Origin of the sequence: Kutzneria sp. 744, assembly GCF_000568255.1 — a bacterium.
Taxonomy (GTDB): Bacteria; Actinomycetota; Actinomycetes; order Mycobacteriales; family Pseudonocardiaceae; genus Kutzneria.
The window spans coordinates 6,015,346-6,037,698 of record NZ_KK037166.1; the positions used below are offsets into that span (position 1 = coordinate 6,015,346).

Sequence of the window (22,353 nt, forward strand, 5' to 3'; positions counted from 1 at the left end):
TACGTTCGGGAGAGATAACCGCTGAAAGCATCTAAGCGGGAAGCTTGTTCCAAGATGAGATCTCCTACCTCCTTGAGAGGGTAAGGCCTCCTATAGACGATGGGGTTGATAGGCCAGAGATGGAAGCCCTGTAAGGGGTGGAGTTGACTGGTACTAATAGGCCGAGGGCTTGTTTACAAAGACGCTTCGCATCCACTGTGTGGTTCTGAGAGAACCAATCAGGCATCACTTGTAGGGCTTCGGCATGGCGGGTGGGTGTTTGTGGGATTCTTTCATAGTGTTTCGGTGGTGTTAGCGGAGGGGAAACGCCCGGTCCCATTCCGAACCCGGAAGCTAAGCCCTCCAGCGCCGATGGTACTGCACTCGTGAGGGTGTGGGAGAGTAGGACGCCGCCGGACAAAATTTGCCCGATGCGGGTCGAGTTGAGCCTTGAAGGTTCCTCGACCCGCATCGGGCCTTTTTACGTTGTACCTTCATCCCGTGCCAAAGCCACTGCTGGTCATTGACGCCGCCAACGTCGTCGGATCCGTGCCCGACGGCTGGTGGCGCGACCGCGCCGGCGCCACCACCCGCCTGCGTGACTCCCTCGCCGGCCTCGCCGCCACCGGACTCCCCCAGACCGGCTCCCCCATCGACGTGATCCTCGTCGTCGAAGGCAAGGCCCGCACCGTCACCAGCTCCGACACCATCCACGTCCACGTGGCGCCCCACTCCGGCGACGACGCCATCGTCGACCTGGTCGCCGACGAATCCACCAGCGGTCGCCCCATCTACGTCGTCACCGCCGACCGCGGCCTCCAACGCCGGGTCGCTCCCTACGTCGCCGAGATCCTCGGCCCCCACTCCGTGCGCTAGTCACGCCGGCTCGCTCCAGCGGACCAGATAGTCGGGGCCTTCGGGCTGGACGTAACTGTCAAGGTCGGACGCGATGCGTCACTCGGCCTGGAGCACACGCGTGTTGCTGGGCGCGACCCGCCGCGGTTGCACCAGGGCCTGCAACTCCTCATAACGAGCATCGCCGTTCTCGCCGGGATGGGACCCCGGCGTCTCACCGGCGTGGTAGCGGCCGAGCCAGGCGCAGTAGAGCATCCACTACTCCCCTTCTAGGACCAGCGTCTCGTCGTCCAGTGGACGTCGGCGAGCCCTGACAACGGCCGCTGTAACGTTCGATCTCTACGTACACCCGGTCGAACCCTTGCGGAGGAGTTCCTGCGAGGAGTCGTCCATCAGGACAACGCTACCGGGATGGGTGGTTCCGCCAGGTGGACAGGGAAATACCTGATCCGCGATCTGGTGTTGACTCAGGGTGTGACCACTGCGAAGCGTCGTGCACGGGTCCGCGCCCCTGAGCTGGTGGGGCGTGGATGGCTGAACACCGGCGGGAAGGCCGTCACGCTGGCGGAGCTGCGGGGGCGAATCACGCTGCTCGACTTCTGGACGTTCTGCTGCATCAACTGCCTGCACGTGCTGGACGAGCTGCGGCCGCTGGAGGCGGAGTTCGCGGATGTGCTGGTGACGATCGGGGTGCACTCGCCGAAGTTTGTGCACGAGGCGGACCCGGACGCGTTGAAGGCGGCGGTGGAGCGGTACGAGGTGCACCACCCGGTGCTGGACGACCCGCAGCTGACGACGTGGCAGAACTACGCGGTGAAGGCGTGGCCGACGCTGGTCCTGGTCGACCCGGAGGGCTACGTGGTGCACGTGGCGGCGGGTGAAGGACACGTGGAGGCGCTGCGGCGGATCATCGCGGAGCTGATCGACGAGCATGAGGCGAAGGGCACGCTTCGCAGGGGCGACGGACCGTATGTGCCGCCGCAGCAACAGGAAACGGAGCTGAGGTTCCCGGCGAAGATCGCCGTCACGCCACAGGACACGCTCCTCGTGACGGACTCGGCGCACCACAGCGTGGTGGAGCTGGAGGCCGACGGCGAGACGGTCGTCAGGCGCATCGGCACGGGCGAGCGCGGGCGGCAGGACGGCGGCCCGGACGAAGCGACGTTCGCGGAGCCGGCGGGGATTGCCTTGCTGCCCAAGGACATTGCGGAGAGGGTGGGCTACGACGTCGTGGTCGCGGACACGGTGAACCACCTACTGCGCGGCATCAACCTGAGCACCGGCCATGTCACGACGATCGCCGGCACCGGCGAGCAGTGGCGCATGGGCGACACCGGCGGGCCGGCGGACAAGATCGACCTGACGAGTCCCTGGGACGTGGCCTGGTGGGCACCGGCCAACGGCGTTGTTGTTGCCATGTCAGGGAATCACACGCTGAGCCTGTTCGACCCGATCGCCGGGACTGTGAGGCGGTTCGCCGGCACGACGGTGGAGGGTCTGAAGGACGGGCCGGCGCTGGAGGCGTTCTTCGCGCAGACGTCGGGCCTCGCGGCCGACGGCGACAAGCTGTGGCTGGCCGACTCGGAAACATCGGCGCTGCGCTGGATCGACAGCGACTTCGACGTGCACACCGCTGTGGGCCAAGGACTTTTCGACTTCGGCCACCGCGACGGCGCCGCCGACCAGGCCCTGCTGCAACATCCGCTCGGCGTGGCGGTGCTGCCCGACGGCAGCGTGGCCATCGCGGACACGTACAACTCGGCGATTCGGCGCTACGAACCGGAAACCGGCGAGGTGTCGACGCTGGCCACCGATGTCGCCGAGCCGTCCGGCGCGGCCATTGTGGACGGTGAGCTGGTGGTCGTCGCCTCCGCGGCACACCGCCTGGAACGCCCGGTGCCGCCGGGGGTTTCGGCCCGGCTGGTCGCCGGCGACGCCCATCGGGTGCGCCGGCCGCCGTCGGACATCGGCACCGGCGAGCTCGAACTGGCCGTGGTCTTCACGCCGCCGCCCGGCCAGAAGCTGGACGACCGCTACGGCCCGTCCACCCGCCTGGAGATCACCTCCTCGCCGCCCGGGCTGATCGTGCAGGGAGCGGGCGAATCCACCGATCTGACAAGGAAGTTGACCATCGCGGAGGGCTTCGCCGAGGGTGTCCTGCACGTCGTCGCGCAGGCCGCCAGCTGCGACGACGGCCCGGGCGTCGAGCACCCGGTGTGCCGGCTGACCCGGCAGGACTGGGGCGTGCCGGTGCGCGTCCGCACGGGCGGTCCGCGGCGTCTGGCGCTGGTCATGGGCGGGGTCGACGACCAGACGACGTAGAATTCGCCCGTGGCCGACTCCAAGCTCCAGATCCAGATGCTGCACGACCGGGTGCTGGTGAAGATCTCGCCGGAGGACGGTGAGCGCCGCAGCAGCGGCGGCATCGTCATTCCGGCCACCGCTCAGGTCGCCAAGCGGCTCGCCTGGGGCGACGTCCTCGGCGTCGGCGGGCACGTGCGCAACGTCAAGGTGGGCGACCGGGTGCTGTTCAACCCGGAGGACCAGCTGGAGGTCGAGGTGCAGGCCCAGACCTACACGGTGATGCGCGAGCGCGACATCCACGCCATCGCCAACGAGCAGGCCGAGCAGGGCACCGGGCTGTACCTCTAGAGTTCCCGGCCCTTGCGGCGCTGCTCCTCCGCGCGTTCCCGGCACTGCCGCAGGAACTCCGCGTCGTCGTCGGGGTTCCCGGCGACGTGCCGGCCCGGCCGGTCGTACTCCGGGAACCGGGACGTGCCGCGGCTCGGGTAGGTCGCCGTGCGAGGCTTGCCCACGGCCAGCCACAGGATCGAGCCCACCAGCGGCAGCAGAAGAACGACGAGCAGCCACAGCATCTTGGGCAGGTGGCGCGTCACCGACTCGTCGCTGACGATCACGTCGACCAGACAGAAGATCCACAGACAGAAGATGGCCACGCCGACGGCGCCGTCGAAGTAGAGCACCGCTATCACTCCCCCTGAGAGAACCGGACGACGCGCATCTTGGCACGCCCCCCTGACATTCCGGGCGTGAGTCACGAAAAAACCGGCGGCGGCCCCCGCGTGAAGCAGGAACCGCCGCCGGTGTCGGCGGTGAGGCGGGCTCAGAACGCGGACTCGTCCACGTCCATCAGCGAGTTGTCGGTGGTCTCGGCGATCTTGCGGCGCGAGGACAGCTCCGGCAGCACGGTCTTGGCGAAGAACGACGCCACCGCGACCTTGCCCTCGTAGAACGCCTTGTCCTTGGCCGAAGGAGTGCCGCCCAGCGCGGCCAGGGCGACCTCGGCCTGGCGCAGCAGCAGCCAGCCGACGAGCACGTCGCCCGCGGACAGCAGCAGCCGCACGGTGTTCTGGCCGACCTTGTAGACGTTGCGCACGTCCTCCTGGGAGGAGGTGAGGTAGCCGATCATCGTGCCGAGAATGCCCTGGAGGTCCTGCAGGCCCTGGGCCAGCGCGGCCCGCTCCTCCTTGAGCCGGCCGTTGCCGCCCTCGTTGTCCAGGAACTTCTGGATCTCGTTGTTGATGAAGCCCAGCGCCTGGCCCTTGTCCCGGATGATCTTGCGGAAGAAGAAGTCCAGGGACTGGATGGCGGTCGTGCCCTCGTACAGGCTGTCGATCTTGGAGTCGCGGATGTACTGCTCGATCGGGTAGTCCTGCAGGAAGCCCGAGCCGCCCAGGGTCTGCAGCGACTGGGCCAGCTGCTCGTAGGCCCGCTCGGAGCCGACGCCCTTGACGATCGGCAGCAGCAGGTCGTTGATGCCCTCGGCCAGCTTCACGTCGCCGGTGCCGGCCAGGATCTGGTCCTGGAAGGTCGCGGTGTACAGGTACACCGAGCGCAGGCCCTCGGCGTAGGCCTTCTGCAGCATCAGGCTGCGGCGCACGTCCGGGTGGTGGGTGATGGTGACGCGGGGCGCGGTCTTGTCGGTCATCTGCGTCAGGTCGGCGCTCTGCACGCGCTCCTTGGCGTAGGCCAGGGCGTTCAGGTAGCCGGTGGACAGCGTGGCGATGGCCTTGGTGCCGACCATCATCCGGGCGTGCTCGATGACCTGGAACATCTGCGCGATGCCGTCGTGCACGTCGCCCAGCAGCCAGCCCTTGGCCGGCACGCCGTGCTGCCCGAAGGTCAGCTCGCACGTCGTGGAGACCTTGAGGCCCATCTTGTGCTCGACGTTGGTGACGAAGGCGCCGTTGCGCTCGCCCAGCTCGCCGGTCTCGCTGTCGAAGTGGAACTTGGGCACCAGGAACAGGCTCAGGCCCTTGGTGCCCGGCCGCGGCTCGATGCCGGGGCCCTCGGGGCGGGCCAGCACCATGTGCATGATGTTCTCGGTCATGTCCTGGTCGCCGGACGTGATGAACCGCTTCACGCCGTCGAGGTGCCAGGAGCCGTCGGGCTGCAGCACGGCCTTGGTGCGGCCGACGCCGACGTCGGAGCCGGCGTCGGGCTCGGTGAGCACCATCGTGGCGCCCCAGGCGCGGTCGATGGTGATCTGCGCCCAGCGCTTCTGCTCGGCGTTGCCGTTCTTGTGCATGATCGCGGCGAAGCTGGCGCCGGCCATGTACATGAAGGCGGCCGGGTTGGCACCGAGGATGAGCTCGGCCGCGGCCCACTGCACCGACGGTGGGATGCCGAAGCCGCCCAGCTCGACGGGCAGGGACAGGCGGTACCACTCGCCGTCCCACAGCGCCTTGTAGGACTTCTTGAACGACTCGGGCAGCGTGGCCGAGTGCGTCTTGGGGTCGAAGACCGGCGGGTTGCGGTCGGCGTCGGCGAACGACTCGGCCAGCGGCCCGACCGCCAGGTTGTTCAGCTCGCTGAGCACGCCACGAGCCGTGTCCTCGTCGGCCTGCTCGAACGGCCCGGTGCCGAGGCTCTCCTGGACGTTGAACACCTCGAAGAGGTTGAACTCCAGGTCACGCACGTTGCTCTTGTAGTGGCCCATGGCTTCCTTGCTCCCCTACTAGCCGGTAACAACAGGATATTACCTGCCAGTAACACCGGCAAGGGTCTTCCCCCGGTTGTGGCGACACATCAAAGGGCCGCTCGACTGAGGGTGACCATGCGAATACCCAGACCGACCAGCACGAGTCCGCTGACCCGGTCCATCCAGCGCCGCACGAGCGGGCGGCTGAGGACCCGTCGGGCCAGACCGATCGCCAGCACCACGAGCGTGTAGTAGCTGGCCGACAGCGCCATCTGGACGGCCGCGAGCACGAACGTGTCGACCAGCGGGTTGCCGTCCGGCGGCAGGAACTGCGGCAGCAGGGCGAGATAGAGCACAGCGGCCTTGGGATTGGTCACATTGGTCATGAAGCCGGCTCGCAGCGAGGCCAGCGGGCTGCGCTTGGCGGTCTGCTCGGCCTCGGCCAGGCGCGCCGGCTCGCGGCGGGAGCGCAGCAGCGACTGGATGCCCAACCAGCACAGGTAGACCGCGCCGGCGACCTTCAGCACCACGAACGCGATCTCCGACGTGCGCACCAGCGCCGTCAGGCCGAACGCCGACGCCGTGGCCCAGACCACCAGGCCCAGGGTGTTGCCGGCGACCGTGGCCAGCCCGGCCGCGCGCCCGGAGCGCAGCGACTGCGTCAGCATCACGGCCAGCGAGGGTCCGGGGGCGATGATGATCAGCAGGCAGGTGATGACGAAGGCCAGGGAGATCACGGCCCCTAGTTCACCTGTCCGTGCCGGCCACGAGCAACCCGATTCGGTAAGAGATGGCGACGGCGTGTGCCCGATCACGCGCCCCGAGCTTGCGCAGCATCCCCTTGATATGAGTTCTGACTGTCTCCACGGACACGAACAGTGCCGACGCGATGGCCCGGTTCTCCAGGCCGTCGGCGATCAGCTGGAGCACCTCGAACTCGCGCCGGGTGAGCCCGCACGACGCCGGCTGGCCGTCGGCGTCAGCCGCCGCTAGCAGCGGGGCCAGCGTCGGGTCGACGTAGCGGCGGCTGATCGGCGTGTGGTGGATGGCCTGGAGGACCTCGGCCGGCTCGGCCTGCCTCGGCACGACGCCGCGGGCGCCCCGGCGGAACACCCGCTGGGCGCACTCCGCCGTGCAGTGCGCGTCCCGCAGCACCATCAGCACCACCAGGGCCTCGTCCTGCTCGGTCAGCAGCCGCGTGAAGTGCCCGAGCGGGTCCAGGGCCGAGTCGACGAGCAGCACGTCCGGGCGATGGCGCTCGTGCAGCTGGACGGCCGTGCGGTGATCACGGGCGGCGCCGCTCCAGTGCAGGCCGGGCGTGCGGTTGACCAGCGTCGACAGGCCCTCGCGGAACAGTGGGACCTGGTCGAGCAGGGCGACGCCGATCGTGGCCTGGCGTCGCCGCTGCGAAGGGGCGGTCCGCTGGCCAGCGATGCGTGGTGCGGTCATGTCGACGGGACGAGGGCCACACGCACGCCTGACGTGACCGGCGCACGGAGCAGCGGTTTTATCCCCCAAGTGGGGGACGTCGGCGCGTGATGTTCACCTATCTGAAAGTCAGTCACAAATGTGACTCAATCCCCCCGGAAGGGTTCCCCGCGCCGAAATACGCACGTAGGACCTACGTCACACATCCTGAGTGGATGCCGGGTCCGACCGCCGCCGGATCGCGGACTTCCGCACGGACCGACTCGCGCACGGGTCGGCGCAGAGAAACGAGGCGATCTGGCGTGACGCAAACGGAGGGTCTGCCAGCACGGCGGAACATCAACAGAGGAACGCTGTTCTTCTTCGGTGCCCTCGGCGGCATCCTGTTCGGCTACGACCTGGGCGTCATCTCAGGTGTTCTGCTGTTCATCAAGAAGATCTGGAACCTCAGCCCGGTCCAGCAGGGCTTCGTCAACGGCGCGCTGGCGGCCGGCGCGATCATCGGCGCGCTGCTGGTGATCAAGCTGGCCGACTCGCTCGGCCGGCGTAAGACGATCATCGTCGCGGCCAGCGTGTTCGCGGTCGGCACCATCGGCTGCACCTTCGCGCCGACGTTCGAGACGCTGGTGGCGTTCCGGTTCATCGTCGGCATCGCGGTCGGCGCGTCGTCCGCGACGGTGCCGACCTACCTGGCCGAGCTCGCCCCGGGCAAGGTCCGCGGCATGCTCGGCTCGCTGAACCAGCTGATGATCGTCAGCGGCATCCTGATCGCGTACATCGTGGACGACATCCTGGCCGACTCGGCCAACTGGCGGGCCATGATCGCCGCGGCGATCATCCCGGCGGTGATCCTGCTCGTCGGCATGCTCCGGATGCCGGAGTCGCCGCGCTGGCTGCTCAAGAACGGCCGCGACACCGAGGCCCGCGAGGTGCTCGCCAGCACGCTGCAGGGCCAGGGCGTCGACGCGGAGTTCGACGAGATCAAGGAGATCATCCGGCTCGACGGCGAGCAGGCCAAGGGCACGTTCAAGGACCTGACGGCCAAGTGGGCCCGGCCGGCCCTCGTCGTGGCCCTGATCCTGGCCGTCGGCCAGCAGTTCTCCGGCGTCAACGCGGTCAACACCTACGCCCCGATCATGTTCAGCAACCTGGGCTACGGCGCGTCCGCGGCCCTGCTGGCCGCTGTCGCGCTCGGCGTCGTGAAGGTGCTGTTCACGGTGGCCGAGATGTTCGTGGTCGACAAGTGGGGTCGCCGTCCGCTGCTCCAGGTCGGCGGCGCGCTGATGGCCGGCACTCTGATCGTGCTCGGGCTGTGTGTGTCCCTGATCAAGGACACCAACGTCATCGGACCGATCACCCTGGTGCTGCTCATCCTGTTCCTGGCCGGCTACGAGCTCGGCTGGGGCGCGGTGGTGTGGGTCATGATCGGCGAGGTGTTCCCGCTGCGGGTCCGCGGCATCGGCACCGGCACCGCCAGTGTCGTGCTGTGGGCGGCGACGTTCACCATCACCTTCGTGTTCCCGGTGATGTACGGCAACCTCGGCCTGGCCGGCGCGGCGTGGATCTTCGCGGCGGTCTGCATCATCCTGGTGCTGCTGGTGACGAAGTTCGTGCCGGAGACCAAGGGCCGCACGCTGGAGCAGATCGAGCTGGAACTGCGCGATCGCGTGAACGTCTGATTTCTGTCGGACCCCGTCGGTAGCGTGCTGGACATGGCTACCCGACTGGACAACGTGGTCGTCGACGCGGCCGACCCGCTCGCACTCGCGGGCTTCTGGTCGGCCGCGCTCGGCGTCCCGATCAGCTATCACGACGAGAACGAGGTCGACGTCGGCCTGCCCGGCTTCGACCTCGTTTTCGTGCCGGTGGCCGAGCCCAAGGTCGAGCAGAACCGGGTGCACCTGGACCTGGCCAGCCAGTCCGCCGACGACCACGCCGCCATCGTCGCGCGGCTGCTGCTGCTCGGCGCCGAGCACGCCGACATCGGCCAGGGTCCGGAAGTGCCGTGGGTGGTGCTGACCGATCCCGAGGGCAACGAGTTCTGCGTGCTGGAGTACCGCGACGAGTACAGCGGCATCGGGCCCGTCGCCGCCGTTGTCGTCGCCGCCCATGATTCCCTTGCCCAGGCCCGGTTCTGGGCCGAGGCGACCGGCCGGACGGTGACCCGCTCCGGTCCCGACTGGGCGTCGTTGCCCGGGGAGACCGGCGCCTCGCTGGAGTTCGTCCACAGCCCCGCCACCCGGGCCGCCAAGAACCGTGTGCACCTCGACGTCCGGCCGCGGCCCGGTGACGACCAGGGCTCCGACGTCGCCCGCCTGCTCGCCGCCGGCGCCGTGCCGGCCGACATCGGGCAGGGCGACGTGCCGTGGACGGTGCTCGCCGACCCCGAGGGGAACCAGTTCTGTGTGCTCCGCCCGGCGGCGACGTCCATCCGAACGGGGGATTAGGGCCTTACGACTCTGCGGACTGCCGCCGGGCCTGCGTACCGTGCTGATCGCGCGGCGATCCGCGCACGTGTGGAGACCTCGTCCTGCGGACGCCCCCCGACGCAGGACGAGCCATCCGCCGAGTCGCGCTCACCTGCCGGCTCGTCGTTCAGTTCTGATCGTCGAGCCGGGACGGTGACCTCCTCTGGACCTCATCGCCTTCGCCCCCGCCCCCGCCACGGACCTCGCCCGTGCCGTCGACTTCTACGGCTCCGTGCTCGGCCTTGAGCACGTCGAGACCAATCCTTTCGCCGCTGTCTTCCGGGCCGGCCCCGTCATGCTCCGTGTGACCAAGGTGGACGCGTTGGCGCCGCAGCCCTTCACGATCCTCGGCTGGTCCGTTCCCGACATCCGCGTCACCATCGCCGACTTCGCCTCCCGCGGCGTGGAGTTCACCCGCTACGACGGCATGCCCCAGGACTCCCTCGGGGTCTGGACCACTCCGAACGGCGATCAGATCGCCTGGTTCCGCGACCCCGACGGCAACACCCTGTCGCTGACCCAGTTCGTCTAACTTGCATGACTTTTCGTGCATGACTTTTCGTGCACGCGTAGCGTGGTGGCATGCCCGAACCCCGCCCGGCCGACCTCGGCGCCCTCAAGGCGCTGGCGAACCCGTTGCGGCAGCGCATCCTTGAGCAGCTGTCCCGGCACGGGCCGGCCACGTCGACCACGCTCGCCCGGGAGCTCGGCGTCACCAGCGGCGGAACCAGCTACAACCTGCGGGTGCTGGCCGAACACGGCTTCGTCGAGGAGGTGCCGGAGCGGGCGCACGGCCGGGAACGGTGGTGGCGGCACGTGCCGCACGACCTCCGGCTCGGCGCCCGCAGCGCCCAGGACCCCGAGACGCGGACTGTGGCGGAAGAACTGCTGGGGCAGTGGATCGCGGCCGACGTCGAGGAGTTCCGTCGGTTTCAGGCCGCGCGCGACCAACTCGGCGAATGGGCCGACGCTATGCCGTTCTCGCGCGGCTCCATCCTCGTCGACCTCGACGAGCTGAAGTCCTTCTTCGAGGACTACCTGGCGCTGCTGCGGCGCTACTCCCGTGACCCCGGGGAAGCGGCCGCCGGCGCGCGGACCGTGCTCACCCGGTTCCTCGCCTTTCCCGCGCCCACCAGGGAGGAGATGCCCTGACGTCGTAAAAGCCTGGGGCGCCGAGCGGCCACTCGACGCCCCAGAAACGGAAGCCGTAGTCCTCACAACCTCCGAAGCAAGGAGAGCACTCAGTGCTGCCCTTAGGCAAACTGCTGGCCGCCGTCGCGGTCGCCGCCTCGACCCTCGTCGTGCACAACGGCGACGTGTCGCTGCCGGCCAAAGTCATCACGCCCGTCGGATTCCCCGGTCCTCGACCGGCCGTCGTGCTCATCCAGGGCGCCGGTCCACGCGGCGTCGACGCCTACCTGCCCGAGGCGGAAGCCTTTGCCCGGGCCGGGATCGTCACGTTGATCTACCAGAAGCGGATCGTCGGCTACACGCCGTTCAACCGGTCCTTCGCCGATCTCGCCGGAGACGCCCTCGCCGGCGTGCGGCTGCTTCGGGCCCGGCCGGACGTCGATCCCGCCCGGGTCGGCGTCTGGGGCTACAGCGAAGGCGGTTGGGTCGCGCCGCTGGCGGCCACCCTGTCGTCGTCCGTCGCGTTTGTCGTCACCGTCGCGGGGAGCGGGCTGCCGCCGGCTCGGACCCAGGTGTGGAGCAACCGGACCTACCTCAGCCGGGCCGGCGTCCAGGACCGATTCCTCGGGCCGCTCTGCGAGGACTTCACCGACGTCGCCGTCAGCGGCGGACTCTTCGGCGAGGCCTCCCACGACGCCGCGGCGACCCTTCGCAAGGTGCGACAGCCCTTGCTCGGCATCTTCGGCGCCGACGACGGCTCCACCGCCCCCGGCGAGAGCATGTCCGCCTTCGCCGCGTCCCTGACCGACACGCACACCCTTCGGGTCATTCCCGGCGTCGGCCATAGTGTCCGCACCGCCGACGGTGCTTTCCCGCCGGGCTATCTGGACCTGATCATCTCGTGGATCAACGCCCAGCCCTCCACATCGACTGCCGATCCCTTGCCGTCGCAGCAGTTCCAGAGCGCACCGGTCTCGATTCCTTGGTACCGCACCGCTTTCGTGCAGGCTCTCGCCCTTGTGTTGCTGCTGTTGGGCTTCGGGCTCAGCCTCTTGGCCCCGACCCGGGCCTGCGTCGCCCGTTGGGTCTTCGCCGGCGGCTCTCTGCTGTGCCTCGGGGTCGTGGCCTACCTTGGTTCACTCATGAGCACCGGCGGTCTTACGCCAGGTCCGGTTTTCCTTGGCCGGCCCGTCATCTGGCTGGTCCTTCAGCTGCTCGCCGTCGCTGTCCTCGCCGCCGCCGTGGTGTTGTGGCGTCGTCGTCGACCGAGCCGGAGGCAGGCCATTCCGTTGCTCACCACGGTGTTGTTCGCGCCTTGGGTCATCTCGTGGGGCCTGCTGACACCGTGAGTCGTGTCGGGAGCAGCCCTCTTCGCCGGGGCTGCTCCCGCGCCGCGATCAGCCCAGACCGATCTGCTGGTAGAAGTTCGTGTTGTCCCAGAACAGAAACTCTTCGTCCATCGTGCCCTGGCGGTTCCACAGTCCCACCGTGGCCATGTTGATGGAGTAGGAGCGGCCCGTCGGCGCGATGAAGCCGCCCTTGCCGTCGGGCATGGGGCGGCTGAACGTGCCCTTCATGACCCCGGTGACCGCGGTCAGGTTGTCCTTGGCGATGCGCAGCGGGTGGCTGTTGATGTGCGTGTCCGGCGCCCACACGAACATCGCGGCCAGGTCGGCGATGTGCTTGTCGATGCCGTCCGTGTAGTGGCCGTCGGGCCAGTGCACGCGGATCGTGCGGGCGTGGCTCTCGTGCAGCCGCGCCCAGTCGGCCTGGGAGAACACCACGAAGTCCAGTTCGTCGAACTTCTTCAGGTGCTCCCGCTCCTGCGCGGTCAGGTTGCTGGCGAACGGCGGGTTCGGCACCGGGGTCGAGGCCGGGTCGGGCATCAGGTGCGGGTGCGTGCCGGTGTCGGTGGCCGTGGCTGTGCCGTCGGCGACGGCGGACAGGGTCAGCGCGCCGAACACGGCCGCTCCGCCCCGGCCGATGAGAGTGCGGCGGTCGAGCATGGGCTCCTCCTCAGTCGTTCTTTGACGCGCCCATGAAACGACCGCCGCCCACGCCGGGGCCATGACACTCCGTCACCCCATTCATTCGCCACGTTTATGGCATGTTCGCGACCGATAAGCTGGTGCCGTGTCCACCGCCCAGGAGCTGGTCGCACTCCGTTCGTTCCTCGCCGTGTACCGCACCGGCGGCGTCGCCCGTGCCGCCGAGCAGTTGGGCTTGTCACAGCCCGCCGTGTCGCATCACCTGCGTGCCGTCGAGACCTTCACCGGCCGCCCCCTGTTCGCCCGCGCCGGCCGGGGCATCGCCCCCACCGAAGCCGGCCACGCCCTCGCCGCCGAGGTCGCCCCCCACCTCGACGTGCTGGACCTCGTCATCGACGGCCGCCGCGCCGACGCCGTCGACGCCGGCCCCGTTTTCCTCGGCTCCCCCGGCTCGCAGTTCGACCACCACATCGCCGCCGTCCTCGGCCCCCTCGCCGACCAGGGCATCTGCCTGCGCCACCGCATCGGCCTCTCCGACGACCTCGTCGCCGCCCTGCTCGACGACCGCCTCGACATCGCCGTCATCACCAAGATCGAGGGCACCCCCCGCTCCCGCCTGCACCTACGCCACTGGTTCGACGAGGAGTTCGTCCTCGTCGGCCGCCCCGACCAGCCCCCTTTTCACCCCTCCGACCTCCCCCGCCGCCTTTTCATCGGCTATTCCGAGGAAATGCCCATGTTCCGCCGCTACTTCCGCTCCTGCTGGGACCTCCCCGCCCCACCCGCCGCCGTCACCATGCCCGACATGACCTCGATCATCACCTACGTGGCCGCCAGCACCCTGCTGTCCGTGATCCCCCTCCACCATGCCCGCCCCGCCCTCGCTTCCGGCCGCCTCGCCCTCCTCCACCGCCCTTCCACCCCTGTCCTCAACCCCGTCTACCTCGCCACCCGCCGCGGCCGCCAGTCCCGCCCCCACCTCAAAACCCTCTTCGACGCCCTCCTGGCCACCCCCGGCACAAGGTGAGGGAAAGGAAGCAGGGGTGAGGTGGAACAAGCGAGGGTGAGGTTGAGGACGTGGACATCCCGACGCAAGGACCGGAGTGAGGTGGAGAAAGCGAGGGCTGAGGTGGCGGAAGTAAGCACGCCGACGCAAGGGCGCGGTGACGTGGCAGAAGCGAGAGTGATTCGAGAAAGCGAGGGCTGAGGCGAAACCGGGTGCGGCAAGCAAATACCCAGCGCACCGGCCAAACACAGCAGCCCTCACCCGAGGGAACCTTTACAGCGGCGTGGGGGGTGCAGGGGGGCGAAGCCCGCCCTGCCCGGGGGTCTGGGGCGCGAGCCCCAGAAAAACAGCGAGGGCTCCACGGTGCGCGCTTTCCGCGCACACGGAGCCCTCAGCCCGAGCGGGTGACGGGAATCGAACCCGCGTTTACAGCTTGGGAAGCTGTCATTCTACCATTGAACTACACCCGCATGATCGTCCGTAGCTTACACGATGCGGCGGGGGCGTCCAGCGTGTGGGTGGGCGGCTATGGTGTCGGGGTGCTGCTGAGTGACCGGGACCTGCGCAAAGAGATCGACGCCGGACGGCTGGTGTTGGAGCCGCTGGATGTGGATCTTGTTCAGCCGTCGAGCATCGATGTGCGTCTGGACCGGTACTTCCGGGTGTTCAACAACACCAGGTACACGCACATCGACCCGAGCCGTCAGCAGGACGAGCTGACGACGCTGGTGGAGACGGAGGGGGACGAGCCCTTCGTGCTGCACCCGGGGGAGTTCGTGCTGGGGTCGACGTTCGAGCGGGTGAGCCTGCCGGACGACCTGGCGGGGCGGCTGGAGGGCAAGAGCTCGCTGGGCCGGCTGGGTCTGCTGACGCACTCGACGGCGGGGTTCATCGACCCGGGCTTCGAGGGGCACATCACGCTGGAGCTGTCCAACGTCTCGAACCTGCCGATCACGCTGTGGCCGGGCATGAAGATCGGCCAGCTGTGCCTGTTCCGGCTGGAGAGCCCGGCGGAGCACCCGTACGGCTCGAAGCAGGCGGGTTCGAGGTATCAGGGCCAGCGGGGCCCGACGCCGTCGAGGGCGTACCTGAACTTCCAGCGCACGGACACGAAGCGCTGAGCTACTCGGCGACGAACTCCTGCCCGTAGCGGGCGAGGACCCGGGCGCGGAGGCTCTGGTCCTCCCGGGGCACGGGTTCGAGGAAGATCTCGTCGAGGGAGGGGAACTCGGCGTTGAGCTCGGCGGCGATGCGGACGCAGGCGCGTTCGAGGTCGGCGGCACCGAGGTTGTCGTCGAAGTCGAGGCGGGCGCAGAGCAGCACCCGGCTGGTGCCGGTGAGCATGGTGAGCAGGTCGACGACGACCTCGACCTCGGGGGCGGCGGCGAGCCGGGCCCGGAGGGTGCGGACCAAGGCGACGTCGGCCTGGCGGCCGATGAGCAGGCCCCGGTTGGTGCGGCCCAGCACGTAGGCGCAGCCGGCCAACAGGACGGCGATGAGCAGGGACGCGACGCCGTCGTAGACGACGGAGCCGGTGAGCTGGTGCAGCAGCAGGCCGAGGAAGGCCAGCACGAGGCCGATGAGCGCGGCGGCGTCCTCGAAGAACACGGTCTTGGCGGTGGGGTCGTCGATGTCCCGCAGGTACTTCATGATCGACGTGCCGTCCCCGGCGGCCTCCTTGCGGATCTGCACGACGGCGCGGGACAGCGACACGGACTCCAGCACGAAGCCCAACGCCAGCACGATGTAGGCGACGGTCGGGTTGCCCTCCTCGGTGTTGCCGCCGACCAGGGCGTCGTAGCCCTGGATGAGGGCGAACACGGCGCCGGAGGTGAAGATCGACACGGCGGCCAGCAGCGACCAGAAGTAGCGCTCCTTGCCGTAGCCGAAGGGGTGCTTGCGGTCGGCGGGCCGCTCGGACCGGCGCAGCGCGGTGAGCAGCAGGGCCTCGGTGATCGAGTCGGCCACGGAGTGCCCGGCCTCGGCCAGCATGGCGGCGGAGCCGCTGAGCACGCCGGCCACGGCCTTCATCAGGGCGATCCCGATGTTGATGCCGAGCGCCACCAACACGGTGAGTGTGCTTTCGCCACTTCCTTCATCCGCCACGGGAATTACCGTAACCGAGTCGGGACGCAACCGGGCGACAACTTGGCGCGTCCTGTGACGTTCACCTGAACAGTCGATGATGGACAGACGATTTCCGTTGCGGGGCAAGGCAACCAGGGCAACCACTGTGACGTCTTGAGAATATCTGAGACACCACCGCAGGGGGGAAATTTCCGATGAAGCGCTTCGCCGTGGCGGCTCTTGCCGTCGGTCTGCCGCTACTGTCCGTCGCCACCGCGCACGCCTCTTCGCAGTCGTACACCGTGTCGGGTGTCGCCTGGAAGGACCTGAACGGCGACGGCATCCGCCAGTCGAGCGAGCCGTTGCTGCCGGGCATCAAGATCGGCAGCGCCACGACCGACGCCAACGGCCGCTACAAGCTCGAGATGCCGTCCTCGCCCGACGGCGCCGGGTCGCCGCCGATCCAGGCCGGCCGCAGCATCGAGGACGGCCGGTTCGTGCTGACCCGGCCGAGCCAGGGCCCCGCCGGGACCAACTCCGACTTCGACTGGAACAACGGCTGGCTGCAGACGAACGAGGCACCGGTCCAGGGCCTGCTCGACAACATCGACGTGGGCTACATGCCGACCAGGAACGACGCGGGCGTGAAGATCACGCCCAAGCAGACCGGCCCGGTGCACGTGGGCGACGACGTGGTCTACGAGATCGCCATCGACAACAACGCGTTCCCCTCGTACGTCGGCGTGCGGGTGGTCTTCCCCGAAGGCGTGACGTTGGCCCCGTTCAACGGCGTGAGCTCCTGGGCCGACCCGGTGGGCACGACGGGCATGGACATCCGGTTCCTGCGGGCCATCGAGCCGAACGAGACCCGGATCCGTGAGGTCAGCGGCAAGGTGACCAAGCCGATCGACGGCGTGGTGACCGCTGACCTGATCGACCGGGCCAGCGACGTCGACGGGGCCAACGACAAGTCGTCGGCGCCGCTGAAGACGGCCGAGACGTCGACCACGCCGACCTCGACGCCGGTCGCGACACAGCCGACCAGCCCCGCGCCCAACCCCAAGCCGCAGCCGGTCGTCGCCAAGTCGCCGGAGGTCAAGGCGCTGGCCAACACGGGCGCCGACCCGACCTGGCCGCTGATCGGCGGCCTGGTGCTGCTGGCGGCCGGCGTCGGCACGGTGCTGTTCGCCCGCCGCCGCCGGGCCTGACAAACCAAAAAGGGGCGGCGCCGGATGGCGCGGCTCCCTGAAGCTAGCAGTGCTAGCATTGCCAGACCCGAGGGTCGGGGAGCCCCTGGTCAAGAGGCTATTGCCCGATCGTTTAACAGTTATTGTCCAACAATCCAACACATATAAAAGTTGGGCCTGGTTGCCCCTTTCCGTGCCAGAACTAGACGTTCGCGGGCTGTTCCCCACCGCGCTTCACGGCCGCGAGCAGGAGCTGGGCCACGTCCACGACCTCGACGTGCTCGGCGGCGGCCTGCTCGGACTTGCGGGCGGTCAGGCCGTCGCTGAGCATGACCCGGCAGAACGGGCAGCCGGTGGCGATCTTCGTCGGTGCGGTGCCGAGGGCCTCGTCCACGCGCTCGACGTTGATGCGCTTGCCGATCCGCTCCTCCATCCACATGCGCGCGCCGCCGGCGCCGCAGCACATGGAGCGGTCGCCGTGCCGGGGCATCTCCCGCAGTTCGGCCCCGGTGGCCCCGACGAGCTCACGCGGCGCGTCGTAGACCTTGTTGTGCCGACCCAGGTAGCACGGGTCGTGGTAGGTGACGTCCTCGGCGATCGGTGCGACCGGCACCAGCCGCTTCTCCCGCACCAGCTTGTTGAGCAGCTGCGTGTGGTGCACGACCTCGAACGTCCCGCCCAGCTGCGGGTACTCGTTGGCCAGGGTGTTGAAGCAGTGCGCGCAGGTGACGACGATCTTGCGCTTGCCGGGCTCGCGGCCCTCGAAGACGGTGTTGAGCACCTCGACGTTCTGCTGCGCGAGCATCTGGAACAGGAACTCGTTGCCGGCCCGCCGCGCCGGGTCGCCGGTGCAGGTCTCCTCCGGGCCCAGCACGGTGAACCTCACGTCGGCGTTGTGCAGCAGCTCGGCCACGGCCTGCGTGGTCTTCTTCGCCCGGTCCTCGAACGCGCCGGCGCAGCCGACCCAGAACAGGTACTCGACGTCGGCCGCGAGCTCGCCGTCGAACACCGGCACCTCGAACGGCAGACCTTCGGTCCAGGCCAACCGGTCCTTGCCGTTCTGGCCCCAGGGATTGCCCTTGTTCTCCAGGTTCTTGAACATCCCGCCCAGCTCGGTGGGGAAGTTCGACTCGATGAGCACCTGGTAGCGCCGCATGTCGACGATGTGGTCGACGTGCTCGATGTCGACCGGGCACTGCTCGACGCAGGCGCCGCAGCTGGTGCACGACCACAGCACGTCGGGGTCGATGACGCCCATCTCCTCGGCCCCGCCGATCAGCGGCCGGCCGGACTCGACCAGGGCCAGCACGTCGATCTTGGCCAGCCGGGCCTCGGCGTCGTCGCCGACGATGCCGATCTCGTCGCCGGCCATGTCCTTGCGGCCGCCGGCCATCAGGTACGGGGCCTTGGCGTAGGCGTGGTCACGCAGCTGGGTGATGAGCAGCTTGGGGGACAACGGCTTGCCGGTGTTCCAGGACCGGGCAACTGGGACTGGCAGCGGCCGCACTCGGTGCAGGTGCTGAAGTCCAGCCAGCCCTTCCAGCTGAAGTCCTCGATCTGGAACCGCGCCGAAGACGTCCTTCTCCGGGTCGGCCTCCTCGAAGTCCAGCGGCTTGCCGCCGCTCATCATCGGCCGCAGCGCCCCCAGCGCCACGGCGCCGTCGTCCTCGCGCTTGAAGTAGATGTTGAAGAAGGCGCTGAACCGGTGCCAGGCCACGCCCATCGTCAGGTTCTTCGACACGACGGCGAGCCAGATCATGCCGGACAGCAGCTTGATGATCGCCATCACGGAGACCAGGTCCGGGTCGGCCGGCAGCAGGTGGCCGAGCGGCGCGGTGACGAAGTTGGCCCACAGCGGCTGGTTCTCCAGCCCGCTGGCCTCCTTGAACACCTTCACGCCGAGAATGCCGAGGCCCTCGATGATGACGACGGCCTCGACGAAGTAGGCCTGCTTGAAGTTGGAGCCGGCGAACCGGGACAGCCGGTCGGCCCGGCGCGGGTGGTTGAGCTGGCGGATGACCGCCAGCGCCACGCCGCCGACCACGGTGCCGACGCCGAGGACCTCGGTGACGAAGTTCCACACCGCCCAGTCGCCGATGACCGGCCAGTGCCAGGCCGGCACGAAGACCTCGCCGTAGGCCTCGAACAGCACGAGCGAGCCGATCAGGAAGCCCCACATGACCAGCCAGTGCCACGGCGCGACGGTGCGCACCTTGGCCATCCTGGTGTGCGCGGCGAACTCCTTGACCAGGGTCGCCATCCTGGGCAGGAACGGGCCGTTGCGGGTGGGGTCGGGCTGGCCGAGCCGGATGGTGCGCACCTGGCGCAGCACGGCCGCGGCGAACATGCCCCACGCGACGAGGCTGACGGCAACACCGATCACACCGAGCGTGATCTGCAGAGCACCCATTGCTCCCTCGCCCTTCCGTTACGGACAAGTCGTCCGGGAAGCCTAATCGAAGTTACTGGTCAGTAACTACTTGACGTGGCGTGGCTCGCACCACTCCGGGAACACAGGCCCGGGCTCTCGCGTTGGACGAGCAGGAAGCTTGAGCGGACTGGACTCAACTCCGGTCCACCTGGCAAACTTGAGTCGACGCTGCTCAACCGGCAGCGGTGCACCAGTATCGGGAGGCAGTTCAATGGCGCGTGCGGTCGGCATCGACCTGGGGACGACCAACTCCGTCGTCGCCGTCCTTGAGGGCGGTGAGCCGACGGTGATCGCCAACTCCGAGGGTTCGCGTACCACCCCGTCCATCGTCGCCTTCGCCAAGAACGGCGAGGTGCTGACGGGACAGCCGGCGAAGAACCAGGCCGTCACCAACGTGGACCGGACCATCCGTTCGGTCAAGCGACACATCGGCACGTCGTGGACGCAGGAGATCGACGGCAAGGCCTACACCGCGCAGGAGATCTCCGCGCGTGTGCTGATGAAGCTCAAGCGCGACGCGGAGGCGTACCTGGGCGAGGAGATCACCGACGCGGTGATCACCGTCCCGGCCTACTTCGAGGACGCGCAGCGGCAGGCCACCAAGGAGGCCGGCCAGATCGCGGGGCTCAACGTGCTCCGCATCGTCAACGAGCCCACCTCCGCCGCCCTGGCCTACGGCCTGGACAAGGGCGAGAAGGAGCAGACCATCCTGGTCTTCGACCTCGGTGGCGGCACCTTCGACGTCTCGCTGCTGGAGCTGGGCGACGGCGTGGTCGAGGTCCGTGCGACCTCCGGCGACAACCACCTCGGCGGCGACGACTGGGACCAGCGCATCGTCGACTGGCTGGTGGAGAAGTTCAAGACCAGCAGCGGCATCGACCTGACCAAGGACAAGATGGCGCTGCAGCGGATCCGGGAGGCCGCGGAGAAGGCCAAGATCGAGCTGTCCTCCTCCTCGACCGCCAGCATCAACCTGCCCTACATCACCGTGGACAGCGACAAGAACCCGCTGTTCCTGGACGAGACGCTGACCCGCGCCGAGTTCCAGCGGATCACCTCCGACCTGCTCGACCGGTGCCGCGCGCCGTTCAACCACGTGATCAAGGACGCCGGCGTCAAGATCGCCGACATCGACCACGTGGTGCTCGTCGGCGGTTCCACCCGCATGCCGGCCGTGACCGAGCTGGTCAAGGAGCTGACCGGCGGCCGCGAGCCGAACAAGGGCGTCAACCCGGACGAGGTCGTCGCCGTCGGCGCCGCGCTGCAGGCCGGTGTGCTGAAGGGCGAGGTCAAGGACGTCCTGCTGCTCGACGTCACCCCGCTGTCCCTGGGCATCGAGACCAAGGGCGGCATCATGACCAAGCTCATCGAGCGCAACACCACGATCCCGACCAAGCGGTCCGAGATCTTCACCACGGCCGACGACAACCAGCCGTCCGTGCAGATCCAGGTGTTCCAGGGCGAGCGCGAGATCGCGGCCCAGAACAAGAAGCTCGGCATGTTCGAGCTGACCGGCCTGCCGCCGGCCCCGCGTGGCGTGCCGCAGATCGAGGTCACCTTCGACATCGACGCCAACGGCATCGTGCACGTCCAGGCCAAGGACCTCGGCACGGGCAAGGAGCAGTCGATGACGATCACCGGCGGCTCGGCGCTGCCCAAGGACGACATCGACCGCATGATCAAGGACGCCGAGGAGCACGCGGAGGAGGACAAGCGCCGCCGCGAGGAGGCCGAGACCCGCAACCAGGCGGAGACCTTGGTCTACAGCACCGAGAAGTTCATCAAGGACAACGACGACAAGCTGCCGGCCGACACCAAGGAGAAGGTGCAGGCGGCCATCGTCGAGGCCCAGGAGGCCCTCAAGGGCACCGACCTCGGGACGATCAAGTCCGCGGTGGAGAAGCTGGCCACCGAGTCCCAGGCGCTGGGCTCCGCGATGTACGCCAACGCGCCGGGCGCCGAGGGCGCGGCCGCGGGCGACGCCCCGGGCGCGCAGGCCGGCCCGCAGGCCGATGACGTGGTGGACGCCGAGATCGTGGACGAGGACCCGAAGAAGTGAGCGAAAACCAGGAGCAGCCGGTGGTCGTGAACGACCGCCGACGGATCGACCCGGAGACGGGCCAGCTCCGCGACGTGGAGCCGGGCGAGCTGGCCGAGGAGACCGAGTCTCCCGGCCGGCACGCCGCCGAGGAGCCCGTGGCCGACCCGGCCGCGGAGCTCAAGGCGCAGCTGGACGAGCGGACCGCGGACCTCCAGCGTCTGCAGGCCGAGTTCGCCAACTACCGCAAGCGGGTGGAGCGGGACCGCGAGGTCAACGCGCTGGCCGCCAAGGGACAGGTCGTCAACGAGCTGCTGGGCGTGCTCGACGACGTGGAGCGGGCGGGCGCGCACGGCGATCTGACCGGCGCGTTCAAGTCGGTCAGCGACAAGCTGGTGGCGGTGCTCCAGGCGACCGGCCTGGAGTCGTTCGGCCACGAGGGCGAGGAGTTCGACCCCTCGGTGCACGAGGCGGTGCAGCACAACACCTCGGCCGAGGTGACCGGCCCGACCGTGACGGCCGTGCTCCGGCGCGGCTACCGGTTCGGCGAGCGCCTGTTGCGGCCGGCGCTCGTGGCGGTCACCGACCATGAGCCCGCGACCGCTGAGTAGGAACCACACGGAAGGGAGGGACGCCCGGTGAGCGCACGGGACTGGATCGACAAGGATTTCTACGGCGACCTGGGCGTCTCCTCCGACGCCTCGGCCGACGAGATCAAGAAGGCGTACCGGAAGCTGGCCCGGGAGCTGCACCCCGACGCCAACCCCGGCGACGCCAAGGCCGAGGCCCGCTTCAAGTCGGTCTCGCAGGCCTACGGCGTGCTGTCGGACGCG

At 68.7% G+C, this 22,353-nt stretch carries 21 protein-coding genes, 1 tRNA gene, 1 rRNA gene, 1 pseudogene and 1 other annotated feature (1 of these 25 only partly in view); of the genes and pseudogenes, 15 read left to right on the forward strand and 9 right to left on the reverse strand.

Annotated elements, in window-relative coordinates:
* Positions 1-177, forward strand: a sequence feature (mutual gap in cmsearch alignment for this rRNA model is longer than 100) (it extends 2,276 nt beyond the left edge of the window).
* A gap of 104 nt (positions 178-281) precedes the next feature.
* Together rrf and KUTG_RS27210 are read left to right on the forward strand one after the other, a co-directional pair.
* Positions 282-398: ribosomal RNA gene (gene rrf / locus KUTG_RS27205) — 5S ribosomal RNA — on the forward strand.
* An 82-nt stretch (positions 399-480) separates the two neighbouring features.
* The gene (locus KUTG_RS27210; protein WP_157494794.1) at positions 481-855 is read left to right on the forward strand and encodes a hypothetical protein; all 375 of its coding nucleotides are present in this window, start codon (positions 481-483) and stop codon (positions 853-855) included.
* A gap of 78 nt (positions 856-933) precedes the next feature.
* On the opposite strand, the gene KUTG_RS59010 is transcribed toward KUTG_RS27210, so the two are convergent.
* Entirely contained in the window at positions 934-1,089 is a 156-nt protein-coding gene (locus KUTG_RS59010; RefSeq protein ID WP_157494795.1) for a hypothetical protein, read from the reverse strand.
* A 156-nt stretch (positions 1,090-1,245) separates the two neighbouring features.
* On the opposite strand from KUTG_RS59010, the gene KUTG_RS27215 reads away from it, so the two are divergent.
* Positions 1,246-3,156, forward strand: coding sequence for an NHL domain-containing thioredoxin family protein (locus tag KUTG_RS27215; RefSeq protein WP_084579839.1), 1,911 nt, complete (start codon positions 1,246-1,248; stop codon positions 3,154-3,156).
* Between the two features lie 9 nt (positions 3,157-3,165).
* Complete coding sequence (locus tag KUTG_RS27220) at positions 3,166-3,486, forward strand: GroES family chaperonin (protein WP_043720720.1); 321 nt, start codon at positions 3,166-3,168, stop codon at positions 3,484-3,486.
* Here the strand turns inward: KUTG_RS27220 and KUTG_RS27225 are convergent.
* From KUTG_RS27225 to KUTG_RS27240, 4 genes are all read right to left on the reverse strand, one after another.
* Positions 3,483-3,818, reverse strand: coding sequence for a PLDc N-terminal domain-containing protein (locus tag KUTG_RS27225; protein ID WP_043720721.1), 336 nt, complete (start codon positions 3,816-3,818; stop codon positions 3,483-3,485). The two genes, KUTG_RS27220 and KUTG_RS27225, sit on opposite strands and share 4 nt — an antisense overlap.
* A gap of 140 nt (positions 3,819-3,958) precedes the next feature.
* Complete coding sequence (locus KUTG_RS27230; RefSeq protein WP_043720723.1) at positions 3,959-5,794, reverse strand: acyl-CoA dehydrogenase; 1,836 nt, start codon at positions 5,792-5,794, stop codon at positions 3,959-3,961.
* 89 nt (positions 5,795-5,883) lie between these two features.
* On the reverse strand, positions 5,884-6,513 hold the full coding sequence (locus tag KUTG_RS27235; protein WP_043720726.1) for a LysE family translocator: 630 nt from the start codon (positions 6,511-6,513) through the stop codon (positions 5,884-5,886).
* A 10-nt stretch (positions 6,514-6,523) separates the two neighbouring features.
* Positions 6,524-7,225: a response regulator transcription factor gene (locus tag KUTG_RS27240; RefSeq protein ID WP_043720729.1), complete on the reverse strand. Its 702-nt coding sequence runs from the start codon at positions 7,223-7,225 to the stop codon at positions 6,524-6,526.
* 281 nt (positions 7,226-7,506) lie between these two features.
* Here KUTG_RS27240 and KUTG_RS27245 point away from each other — a divergent pair, with 281 nt between their 5' ends.
* The 5 genes from KUTG_RS27245 to KUTG_RS27265 all read left to right on the forward strand — a co-directional run bounded on the left by KUTG_RS27245 (position 7,507) and on the right by KUTG_RS27265 (position 12,152).
* Positions 7,507-8,883 carry a sugar porter family MFS transporter gene (locus tag KUTG_RS27245; RefSeq protein WP_232240972.1) on the forward strand — a complete coding sequence of 459 codons (1,377 nt, stop codon included), beginning with the start codon at positions 7,507-7,509 and terminating at the stop codon, positions 8,881-8,883.
* 33 nt (positions 8,884-8,916) lie between these two features.
* Positions 8,917-9,651 (forward strand): VOC family protein, encoded by a 735-nt coding sequence (locus tag KUTG_RS27250; protein ID WP_043730800.1) that lies wholly within the window; start codon positions 8,917-8,919, stop codon positions 9,649-9,651.
* 193 nt (positions 9,652-9,844) lie between these two features.
* On the forward strand, positions 9,845-10,204 hold the full coding sequence (locus tag KUTG_RS27255) for a VOC family protein (RefSeq protein WP_255361037.1): 360 nt from the start codon (positions 9,845-9,847) through the stop codon (positions 10,202-10,204).
* Between the two features lie 50 nt (positions 10,205-10,254).
* Positions 10,255-10,824 (forward strand): ArsR/SmtB family transcription factor, encoded by a 570-nt coding sequence (locus KUTG_RS27260; protein WP_043720734.1) that lies wholly within the window; start codon positions 10,255-10,257, stop codon positions 10,822-10,824.
* A 92-nt stretch (positions 10,825-10,916) separates the two neighbouring features.
* Complete coding sequence (locus KUTG_RS27265; RefSeq protein ID WP_052395474.1) at positions 10,917-12,152, forward strand: alpha/beta hydrolase family protein; 1,236 nt, start codon at positions 10,917-10,919, stop codon at positions 12,150-12,152.
* 48 nt (positions 12,153-12,200) lie between these two features.
* Here KUTG_RS27265 and KUTG_RS27270 read toward each other — a convergent pair whose 3' ends face one another.
* A complete protein-coding gene (locus tag KUTG_RS27270; protein ID WP_043720735.1) occupies positions 12,201-12,809 on the reverse strand; it encodes an ester cyclase in 609 nt (202 codons plus the stop codon).
* A gap of 127 nt (positions 12,810-12,936) precedes the next feature.
* On the opposite strand from KUTG_RS27270, the gene KUTG_RS27275 reads away from it, so the two are divergent.
* Positions 12,937-13,818, forward strand: a complete 882-nt coding sequence (locus KUTG_RS27275; RefSeq protein WP_052395475.1) for a LysR family transcriptional regulator — start codon at positions 12,937-12,939, stop codon at positions 13,816-13,818.
* Between the two features lie 378 nt (positions 13,819-14,196).
* On the opposite strand, the gene KUTG_RS27280 is transcribed toward KUTG_RS27275, so the two are convergent.
* Positions 14,197-14,267 (reverse strand) — tRNA-Gly (locus KUTG_RS27280).
* A gap of 69 nt (positions 14,268-14,336) precedes the next feature.
* Here KUTG_RS27280 and dcd point away from each other — a divergent pair.
* Positions 14,337-14,918 (forward strand): dCTP deaminase, encoded by a 582-nt coding sequence (gene dcd / locus KUTG_RS27285; protein ID WP_043730805.1) that lies wholly within the window; start codon positions 14,337-14,339, stop codon positions 14,916-14,918.
* A gap of 1 nt (position 14,919) precedes the next feature.
* On the opposite strand, the gene KUTG_RS27290 is transcribed toward dcd, so the two are convergent.
* Entirely contained in the window at positions 14,920-15,903 is a 984-nt protein-coding gene (locus tag KUTG_RS27290) for a cation diffusion facilitator family transporter (RefSeq protein ID WP_043720738.1), read from the reverse strand.
* A gap of 176 nt (positions 15,904-16,079) precedes the next feature.
* Between KUTG_RS27290 and KUTG_RS61700 the strand changes: the two genes are divergently transcribed.
* On the forward strand, positions 16,080-17,072 hold the full coding sequence (locus KUTG_RS61700) for an LPXTG cell wall anchor domain-containing protein (RefSeq protein WP_043720739.1): 993 nt from the start codon (positions 16,080-16,082) through the stop codon (positions 17,070-17,072).
* Positions 17,073-17,253: 181 nt separating this feature from the next.
* Here KUTG_RS61700 and KUTG_RS27300 read toward each other — a convergent pair.
* Positions 17,254-19,461 (reverse strand): annotated as a pseudogene (locus KUTG_RS27300) ((Fe-S)-binding protein).
* Between the two features lie 232 nt (positions 19,462-19,693).
* Between KUTG_RS27300 and dnaK the strand changes: the two are divergent.
* The 3 genes from dnaK to KUTG_RS55455 all read left to right on the forward strand — a co-directional run.
* Positions 19,694-21,541, forward strand: coding sequence for a molecular chaperone DnaK (dnaK, locus tag KUTG_RS27305; protein ID WP_043720741.1), 1,848 nt, complete (start codon positions 19,694-19,696; stop codon positions 21,539-21,541).
* Positions 21,538-22,131: a nucleotide exchange factor GrpE gene (gene grpE, locus KUTG_RS27310; protein ID WP_043720745.1), complete on the forward strand. Its 594-nt coding sequence runs from the start codon at positions 21,538-21,540 to the stop codon at positions 22,129-22,131. Before dnaK ends, grpE begins: the two co-directional genes overlap by 4 nt.
* A gap of 27 nt (positions 22,132-22,158) precedes the next feature.
* The coding region (locus tag KUTG_RS55455) for a DnaJ domain-containing protein (protein ID WP_157495629.1) at positions 22,159-22,353 on the forward strand (195 nt) is incomplete at its 3' end.

Bases quoted from the DNA above. Each gene is read 5' to 3' on its own strand.
- KUTG_RS27215 (WP_084579839.1), top strand. From the start codon at position 1,246: ATGGGTGGTTCCGCCAGGTGGACAGGGAAATACCTGATCCGCGATCTG.
- KUTG_RS27250 (WP_043730800.1), top strand. From the start codon at position 8,917: ATGGCTACCCGACTGGACAACGTGGTCGTCGACGCGGCCGACCCGCTC.
- dnaK (WP_043720741.1), top strand. From the start codon at position 19,694: ATGGCGCGTGCGGTCGGCATCGACCTGGGGACGACCAACTCCGTCGTC.
- KUTG_RS27240 (WP_043720729.1), bottom strand. From the start codon at position 7,225: ATGACCGCACCACGCATCGCTGGCCAGCGGACCGCCCCTTCGCAGCGG.
- KUTG_RS27260 (WP_043720734.1), top strand. From the start codon at position 10,255: ATGCCCGAACCCCGCCCGGCCGACCTCGGCGCCCTCAAGGCGCTGGCG.
- KUTG_RS59010 (WP_157494795.1), bottom strand. From the start codon at position 1,089: ATGCTCTACTGCGCCTGGCTCGGCCGCTACCACGCCGGTGAGACGCCG.
- KUTG_RS61700 (WP_043720739.1), top strand. From the start codon at position 16,080: ATGAAGCGCTTCGCCGTGGCGGCTCTTGCCGTCGGTCTGCCGCTACTG.
- KUTG_RS27270 (WP_043720735.1), bottom strand. From the start codon at position 12,809: ATGCTCGACCGCCGCACTCTCATCGGCCGGGGCGGAGCGGCCGTGTTC.
- KUTG_RS27230 (WP_043720723.1), bottom strand. From the start codon at position 5,794: ATGGGCCACTACAAGAGCAACGTGCGTGACCTGGAGTTCAACCTCTTC.